We start from the raw sequence: 7,507 nt of genomic DNA on the forward strand, positions 1-7,507 counted from the left end.
GATATAATAGGATTAATAGATAAAGCAGGAACTCAAGTGGTAGCCTACAACTATGACAGTTGGGGTAAGATGACTCCATCTAAAGCAGAGATGGATGATGCTAGCGATACGAATAAAAATGGAATTACTGGTACATTGAAGGATACTGTAGGAGTTAAGAACCCTTATAGATATAGAGGGTATAGGTATGATACCGAGACTGGATTATATTATTTACAAAGTAGATATTACAATCCAGAGTGGGGAAGATTTATAAATGGTGATGCGTTAGGTGGAGTAGTAGGAGAATTGTTAAGTCATAATATCTTTGCATACTGTTCTAATGACCCTATAAATATGAAAGATGATAGTGGCTTTCTGCATAGCCAAGCACTTGATAATTTTGGAGGGGGCGGTGGCGGTGGTGCTGTAATCACTACAGGTGGGGCACTTCTAGAGTGTTTAAAAGGTTTATATTATGGTACTGTTGGAACAATAGGTGCTATTTTAGGAGCAGTTGTTCCTAAAAATAAGACAAAAACAAGTTCGCCAGGCATAGCAATATCAGGTGCTTTAGATATACCAATGGAAAAGCGGAAAAGCGGAAGTTATTATCCAGCAACTATTGACAAGTCAGCTAATAATGTGATGGTTAATTTTAATACACCTATGAATTTTTCAGACGCTCAATTACATGTAAGAGGTGGGAATGATATATATACATTTGCACAACATAATGCTGAAAAATTGGCTTTGAAAACAGGTGGAATAAAAAAATGGGAAAATCATATAGATGGCCCTAAAAGTGGGCCAGGTGTGTATTTTAATCATTACCATGGTGTAGGAATTAATGAGCCAAGAGTTCACATTTTCTTTGACTTGCCAAAAATAAAATAATAAGATGATTAAACTATAATAAATAGGCAACATTATTTATTCACTATATATGGTATGAGAAAGGATTATGTTAACATCATATGTTGCTACTTGAATCATGAATTGTCAAGAACAACTAGTTTTTGTGGCATAACCATAAGATATCTTTCATTTAATTTAAAGAATTAGAATAGCCTATTTTCAGTAAGACTCTGTGTGTTAAATATGTTTTTGAAAGGATGTGTATTATTTTGAATATTATGCATTTAAATTTAAGGAATACAGATGATGTTAGCTATATACCTATTTATAGATATGAGAATTACATTTATCTTATAAGAGAAAGCATGCAACAGTATGAGTTAGAAGGTCAAATAAGTGAGTATTGTACAATTTATGATGCTTTCTTAAAATATAATATAGAAAATCATACAATTGAATATATTAAGATATCTAAAAATATTATTAACTATTTCTTTGATAAAATTTCTAAAGTTTTATATTATATTGCATTAGAGAGTCCATATAAGGTTAATTATGTGAGTTTTTATAGGTTAGATATTAAAATGAGTACTTATGAAAAACAATTTCAAATTGGATTCGAGGATTTTATTGAAAATAACTCTTTGATAAATATAAATGAAACTGTAAAATCTCAAAATATTATATATCAAATCATGCCTTTTGTGTTAAGTGAAAGTTATATAGGTTATCAAATTGATAAGATTAACGTATTTAAAGGTCACTATAGTCATTTTCATGAAAATAATAAGTTTGATTTATACTTATATGATATTAATGAAAGCAAAAGATACCCAATAGTCGATAAAGCATTCTCTAATAAAGGTTTTCAACAAATTGTTTCACATGATGTTCATGGTAATGGCTATATCATTCTATATTCTGCATTATATAATGAAGTTGATAAATACGAGTATTTGTATAATTGTGATATAGATGCCAGTGCTGTTAGAGGTTGTGTAGACGGTATTTATATTCTTCCAGTAAACAATTTTACAAGTGAAGTAAAATGTAACTTAAAAAACATTTCTTATAAAATTGTTCAAGAGATAGGTAAAGATGGAGCGATACAGCTTATTAGTGTAAGTGATGCTAAAATATATTATAAGGTAAGTTATTTTGATAAAGGTTATTCGGAACTGATTATGTACGATATTGTTACATATAAGTATCACAAAATAAAACTATCTTATTTAAGTAATATTTTATGGATTTCCTCAAGTGGAGATGCAGTTTATATTTATGACACTAAACTAAATAGTACTATTGAGTTTAGTGGCTATGAATGGGAACATAGAAGAACAATAAATGTGAATGGCAAAATTATAGGTGTTTATCAGTCACAATATTTAATTACTGAAGATGCTAAAATAGATAATGATGAACTGATATATTATACTAATATATATAATTTAAAAGCATTAGAATTAATTAACATAATTCAAGGGCAACCATTCCTTATACAAGAAGATAGTCTAATAATAATATGATTAAACCGCAATATTGACTTAAGTCCAGTATTCAATTAATACGTTCAGCTTAAAACCTACTAAAGCTGAGTTTTAAAATATATATTATAGCATCATGTTTCAAATCTAACTAAGTTATTACGAAATTCTTTTTCAAATAGGTATATTTAGGATACTAAAACAATCATAATATAAAATTTTAAGAAACTTTTAGAAATCTGTAGCAATTGATTTTTCCTACGAGGCATTTTACAGATATATTGTTAAATGGTTTCCTAAATAAATTTTAAGCTGTACTCAAGAAATTTTTTCCACCATGTTATTGTGGTGGAATTTTTCTTTCTATAAATGTAAAATTAAGGGTATAGGTATGATACCGAGACAGGATTATATTATCTAGAATCAAGATACTATAACCCAGAGTGGGGAAGCTTTATAAATGCTGATGCTATAACTGGAGTTCAGGGTGAGTTATTATCTCATAATATGCTTGTGTAATGTAAGAATAATCCTGCCAATAGAAAGGATGATTAAGATTTTTATACACTCAAGCTTATGAAAAGGGAATGGCTCCAGAATACGAAGTGTTGGATTGTGATATTAAATAGGATTAATATAAAAACAAACTATAATTATTTATGGATTTGGGGTAGGGATTATGAAAAAAGTACCATTTAAAAACATTATGGAGGAATATGTTAATAAGTTTGATTTCGATCGAATTATTAATTTAGCAGTATTAATTTTATTCTCAAGTTTTATTATGTATCGTGTTTATGGAGGAACTTTTAGCTATACAGCAACATCTTTAACTTTTGTGATAGTTTCTGTAGTAATGAAAGTGTTTAGCAAAAAATATAAATCAAGTAAAATAATTAATTATACAGGATTGATATTAATATTTACTGGAGTTGCGATTATAATAACTGTATTTTTATTTCGACCTCAATACACACTAAAAGGTGCTCGTGAGATTGTAATAAAAGATGCTAAATCGAGGACAACAAATACAATTGAGATTAATCAGTCATATAAACAAAAAAAACAAGTGAATATAAATTACTTTGTCAAATATGACTATGTGATTAGAATAGAATATAATGAAAAGTGTTATGAGTGGGTATTTGATCCGATATCAGGACGATATTCTGTAAGAACGTTCGATCTTACACCTATTCAATTGGTTCATTAAATAGCTCTATAGTTCATCCAAGAGAAGTTTTTAAAGTAGCTATTTACGGAAATTCAGCATCAGTAATTCTATTTCATAATCATCCATCAGGAGATGTTACACCATCAACAGAGGATATTAATGTAACTAATAGGTTAAAAGAAGTATGAAAGAGCAGAGATTATCTGTTCTTTTTTTATTTAGCTTTAATTCAAATTTTTATTGAAAGTACTCTCACCATAGCCTTGTGCTTGCTGGCTGTTGAAGTTTATGTAAAAATTACAAGTGGATACTATTTTTAAAAAGAGCGTGTGAATGCATTAGTTAGTCTTCAAAAAAAAGAGCATATTTATACTGCTAATGATAATGGAGAACTCATACTTCTATGTAAGAAATGCCCAAGGTGATATAATTGGATTAATAGATAAAGCAGGAACTCAAGTTGTATCTTAAACCTATGATTCTTGGGGTAAGTTAATATTTATAAAGGATGCTGCTGGTGCGGATATAACAAACAATACAACCCATGTAGGATATAAGAACCCTTATAGATATAGAGGATACAGATATGATACCGAGACTGGTCTTTATTATCTGCAGAGTAAGGAAGGTTTATAAATGCGGATGCACTAGATGGACAAGTAGGAGAATTATTATCGCATAATATATTCACATATTGCTATAAGGAGCCCTTTAACCTAAAGGATGATACGGGGGTTGCCGCTACCCAAGCACAAGATGGCGGTGGGGTAAGTGACAGAAATACAGGAAATCAAACAGTAGGTGGCGCTATAAGTAGCAATAAGAGTATCTGGGGAAGGGTTAAGGAAACTGTTAATTATGGATCTGCGCGTTTAAAGAAGGGTCTTCAGTCTGGAGCTAAGTCAGTGCCAAATTCAAATGGTAAAAACGGTGGAATATTGCACCAAACAACAATTAGTAATATCAAGCCTACGAACACAAATGGCAGAATGTAAACCTAGTTTAGATACAATACTCCAAATGGAACAAAATCATATAGATATGCAGATAAAGTTGAAATTGTAGATGGAGAAGTAATTAAAATATACCAGTGTGACAAGTTAAGCAAAAATGGAATTTCGATAACTCGTGAAGCAAAAGCAATAGAAGATATTACGAATTCACCAGATTATAATGAAGCACCAATTTATTTTATGCCATATAATTCAGGGATTAGTCCAGTTATATATGAACCATAGCATGAAAGGGGTGGAAACTTTGGGAAATCAAGTAAGTTTTTATATAGAAAAAGAGTTAGAAGAAAAGTTTATTCAGCAGGTTTTTAAGCAAGGATTTATAATTCTTGCTGAGGATTTAGAAAGTAAAAAATTAGTTACTTTCAATGAGTTAAGAGAAGTAACCCCAAAAATTCATATTTTATATCTATATAAGGAAGAGTTTGGGAAGATAGTAACTGATGAGGAATTTGAGTATAGATTAGATTATTTAAGAAGCCCAGTAATAGAATTTACTAGAACCTTGGTCAAACATGAAAAAAAAACAATAACAAGAGGAAGGTTATGGGTAGAACCTAAATATTATGATGATAATGGCATTATAGTCAATAAAGATTTAAAAGTAACTAAAGAGTTTAATTCATTGGTAAAATGGATGAAAAGGAATGTAGAATTACAAGATGTAATAAAAGGGGATTATATTGTTAAAGAATATATTACTGACAACATAAAGGTTGTAGCAAATAATGGGTTTAAGTTAATGTAACATTATATTTAACAATATAAAAAATACGCAATACATTACTTAGTGGTTACTTTAGTTTAATACTCTTTAGGTTTGATTAAATACTGTTTATTATTTTAAACGTATATTAAAATCAAATTAATAATAAAAATGTTATTAGATTCTTACCAGTATATACAATGAGGAAGAGAAAAACGAAGTGAGAGAAACTAGTATTTCTCGTAATGTATAATGCTAGTAGGTGCTATAGGATTTGAGTTATGCGTTGGTCAAGGTATACTATAGATAAAGTTTCAAATGGAATAAAAGGCAAATATTATGGGAGATGATGAATGTGAAGAAAATCATGCCAATTTTAGGGGCTATTTTAGTCTTAATTACTATAATATTTACTAGATATGTTGTCTTTAAACTTGGAGAAGGCTCTAGATTAATAATTATAACATTTGCTTTAATTGTTTCAGTTGTTGGGTTTGTAGGAATAGTATACACAAAGAATTATTTAGCTATATTAGGAGCTCTTATGATGATTTTACCTCTAGTTGTGATGTCGATAGGAATATATATTAATAATATATATATTTCTGCTATAGGATTATTATTAATTTTTATACTAATACCCATGATGATAAAAGTTACTAAAGTGAAAAAGTAAATGCTAGTATAAATAACCATAGAATACTAAACTAAATTTTAAGTATGAATTATAAATAACTTACTATAAGAACAATTAGTTGTTATGTATCAAATGGTGGCTTTCTATAAGGGAAAAACATCTAATAAAATCCCGGGTTCAGATGAATATGACTTACTTGTTTTTCTTGTTAGTAGTTCAGCAAAGTTTGGGAGCAAGTATTTTTGTAAAATCTTAAAGTATGCAGGTACAGGGGTTTTAGCAGAAGTGGCATTTTGGGGTAGCGGTGCATATGGCGGATTAAAATATATGTCCGAACACAGCGGTTTATCGGGTGAAGAAATTATTTTTATTCAATATTAACTAATTTGGGGTGATTTATGGATAGCGTTATGTTTATATTAGATACTATTGTTTTCTTATGCATTATCATACAAATGTATGACAAGATTGCTGAAAAGTTAAAGATTCATACTGTGCCACTGGTAATTTTCAAAACATTAGTATATATTTTTTTGATAATAAAATTTGGTGCAGTGATAGTTTGGATAATATTTCATGCGGATATTTCACCTATAATTTCAAAGTATTGGATTGTCTATCCATTTGTTTCAATTTTAGTCATATTAGATTTATTTGAAAAAAAGCGCTAATGATAATACTTGTAGAAACAATTATCGAAATATAAAAAAAGTTTTAATTATTTTAAATAATACTTTAATAGAAAATAAGTAGATAGAACAAAAACTACCTGCCTATTTTTATATTTGCATTATACATTTGATAGGTATGATACCGAGACTGGATTATATTATTTACAAAGTAGATATTATAATCCAGAGTGGGGAAGGTTTATAAATGCTGATGGTATAGTAGGAGCTGCGGGAGAATTATTGTCCCATAATGCATATGCCTACTCAATGAATAATCCGATAAATAAGCAAGATGCAAATGCCAATATGCAACAGATGTTTTTGGCACTGAATTTACTATAAAAGAAGTAATAACTACAATAAGTGTTAATGAAAAAGGTTGGTACTTAACTCGATATGGAGTCGAGAAATATGAGTAATTTAATGATATATGGGATTTGCTTGAAAATGCTAGAGTTGATTCGATGTCTTTAAGAAGCATGTGGGACAAAGCAACATTTTGATATAGCGGTAAAATTATTTGAAGCAGAAGTAGGAGTAGGCATTGGAATAGGCGTCCAAGCTTCGGAGCAATATATGAGGGTTCCAGTATCTTTAAGTGCTGTTGCAAAAAATGATATGCTAAAATATAAAGGTAGTGGTGGAAAGAATGATATAGGCGCTGACTATTCAGCATCAATTGGATATGGAATTGGGTCTATATCAAAAGAATTTGGAACTGGAAAATTCCACTCATATATAAACAAATCAAATAAATGTTCATGTGATTTTTTAGAAGACACTATGGACTCAATTTATAATTGTGTAGACTCAAAATCAAAAGGTATAGAAAGTGACCTTAAAGTCCAATTTGGAGCGTCTCTATATTTCATATTAGGTGGAAATGTAAGTGGAGCATTCAATTTAGCTTATTTTGATAATGAATATCAACACATATGGAAGGAATAAAAAGCATGAAAAATGAGTCTGTAAAATAATTTGT

At 29.4% G+C, this 7,507-nt stretch carries 10 protein-coding genes and 1 pseudogene; all 11 read left to right on the forward strand.

The window, feature by feature from the left end; genetic code table 11:
• On the forward strand, positions 1 to 876 hold an 876-nt coding region (locus B3040_RS03725; RefSeq protein WP_291570364.1), incomplete at its 5' end, for an RHS repeat-associated core domain-containing protein.
• A 230-nt stretch (positions 877 to 1,106) separates the two neighbouring features.
• Positions 1,107 to 2,366 (forward strand): hypothetical protein, encoded by a 1,260-nt coding sequence (locus tag B3040_RS03730; RefSeq protein WP_291570366.1) that lies wholly within the window; start codon positions 1,107 to 1,109, stop codon positions 2,364 to 2,366.
• A 351-nt stretch (positions 2,367 to 2,717) separates the two neighbouring features.
• Positions 2,718 to 2,843, forward strand: a pseudogene (locus B3040_RS03735) (RHS repeat-associated core domain-containing protein); the annotation flags it as partial.
• Positions 2,844 to 3,003: 160 nt separating this feature from the next.
• Positions 3,004 to 3,537 carry a hypothetical protein gene (locus B3040_RS03740; protein ID WP_291570368.1) on the forward strand — a complete coding sequence of 178 codons (534 nt, stop codon included), beginning with the start codon at positions 3,004 to 3,006 and terminating at the stop codon, positions 3,535 to 3,537.
• Positions 3,538 to 3,545: 8 nt separating this feature from the next.
• Positions 3,546 to 3,686: a JAB domain-containing protein gene (locus tag B3040_RS03745; protein WP_414632517.1), complete on the forward strand. Its 141-nt coding sequence runs from the start codon at positions 3,546 to 3,548 to the stop codon at positions 3,684 to 3,686.
• Positions 3,687 to 4,755: 1,069 nt separating this feature from the next.
• The gene (locus B3040_RS03755; RefSeq protein ID WP_291570370.1) at positions 4,756 to 5,259 is read left to right on the forward strand and encodes a hypothetical protein; all 504 of its coding nucleotides are present in this window, start codon (positions 4,756 to 4,758) and stop codon (positions 5,257 to 5,259) included.
• A gap of 313 nt (positions 5,260 to 5,572) precedes the next feature.
• Positions 5,573 to 5,893, forward strand: coding sequence for a hypothetical protein (locus tag B3040_RS03760; RefSeq protein WP_291570372.1), 321 nt, complete (start codon positions 5,573 to 5,575; stop codon positions 5,891 to 5,893).
• Positions 5,894 to 5,986: 93 nt separating this feature from the next.
• Positions 5,987 to 6,235, forward strand: a complete 249-nt coding sequence (locus B3040_RS03765; protein WP_291570374.1) for a hypothetical protein — start codon at positions 5,987 to 5,989, stop codon at positions 6,233 to 6,235.
• Between the two features lie 17 nt (positions 6,236 to 6,252).
• Complete coding sequence (locus tag B3040_RS03770) at positions 6,253 to 6,525, forward strand: hypothetical protein (RefSeq protein ID WP_017413688.1); 273 nt, start codon at positions 6,253 to 6,255, stop codon at positions 6,523 to 6,525.
• Between the two features lie 114 nt (positions 6,526 to 6,639).
• Entirely contained in the window at positions 6,640 to 6,867 is a 228-nt protein-coding gene (locus B3040_RS03775) for an RHS repeat-associated core domain-containing protein (protein WP_083861606.1), read from the forward strand.
• Between the two features lie 234 nt (positions 6,868 to 7,101).
• Positions 7,102 to 7,473 (forward strand): hypothetical protein, encoded by a 372-nt coding sequence (locus B3040_RS03780; RefSeq protein ID WP_017413687.1) that lies wholly within the window; start codon positions 7,102 to 7,104, stop codon positions 7,471 to 7,473.
• The last annotated feature ends 34 nt before the right edge of the window (positions 7,474 to 7,507 follow it).

This window comes from Clostridium sp. UBA4548 (assembly GCF_002387895.1).
Taxonomy (GTDB): domain Bacteria; phylum Bacillota; class Clostridia; order Clostridiales; family Clostridiaceae; genus Clostridium_J.

What these genes read in the sequence shown, in the direction of transcription:
- B3040_RS03740 (WP_291570368.1), top strand. Translation starts at nt 3,004, where the DNA reads ATGAAAAAAGTACCATTTAAAAACATTATGGAGGAATATGTTAATAAG.
- B3040_RS03765 (WP_291570374.1), top strand. Translation starts at nt 5,987, where the DNA reads ATGGTGGCTTTCTATAAGGGAAAAACATCTAATAAAATCCCGGGTTCA.
- B3040_RS03770 (WP_017413688.1), top strand. Translation starts at nt 6,253, where the DNA reads ATGGATAGCGTTATGTTTATATTAGATACTATTGTTTTCTTATGCATT.
- B3040_RS03780 (WP_017413687.1), top strand. Translation starts at nt 7,102, where the DNA reads ATGAGGGTTCCAGTATCTTTAAGTGCTGTTGCAAAAAATGATATGCTA.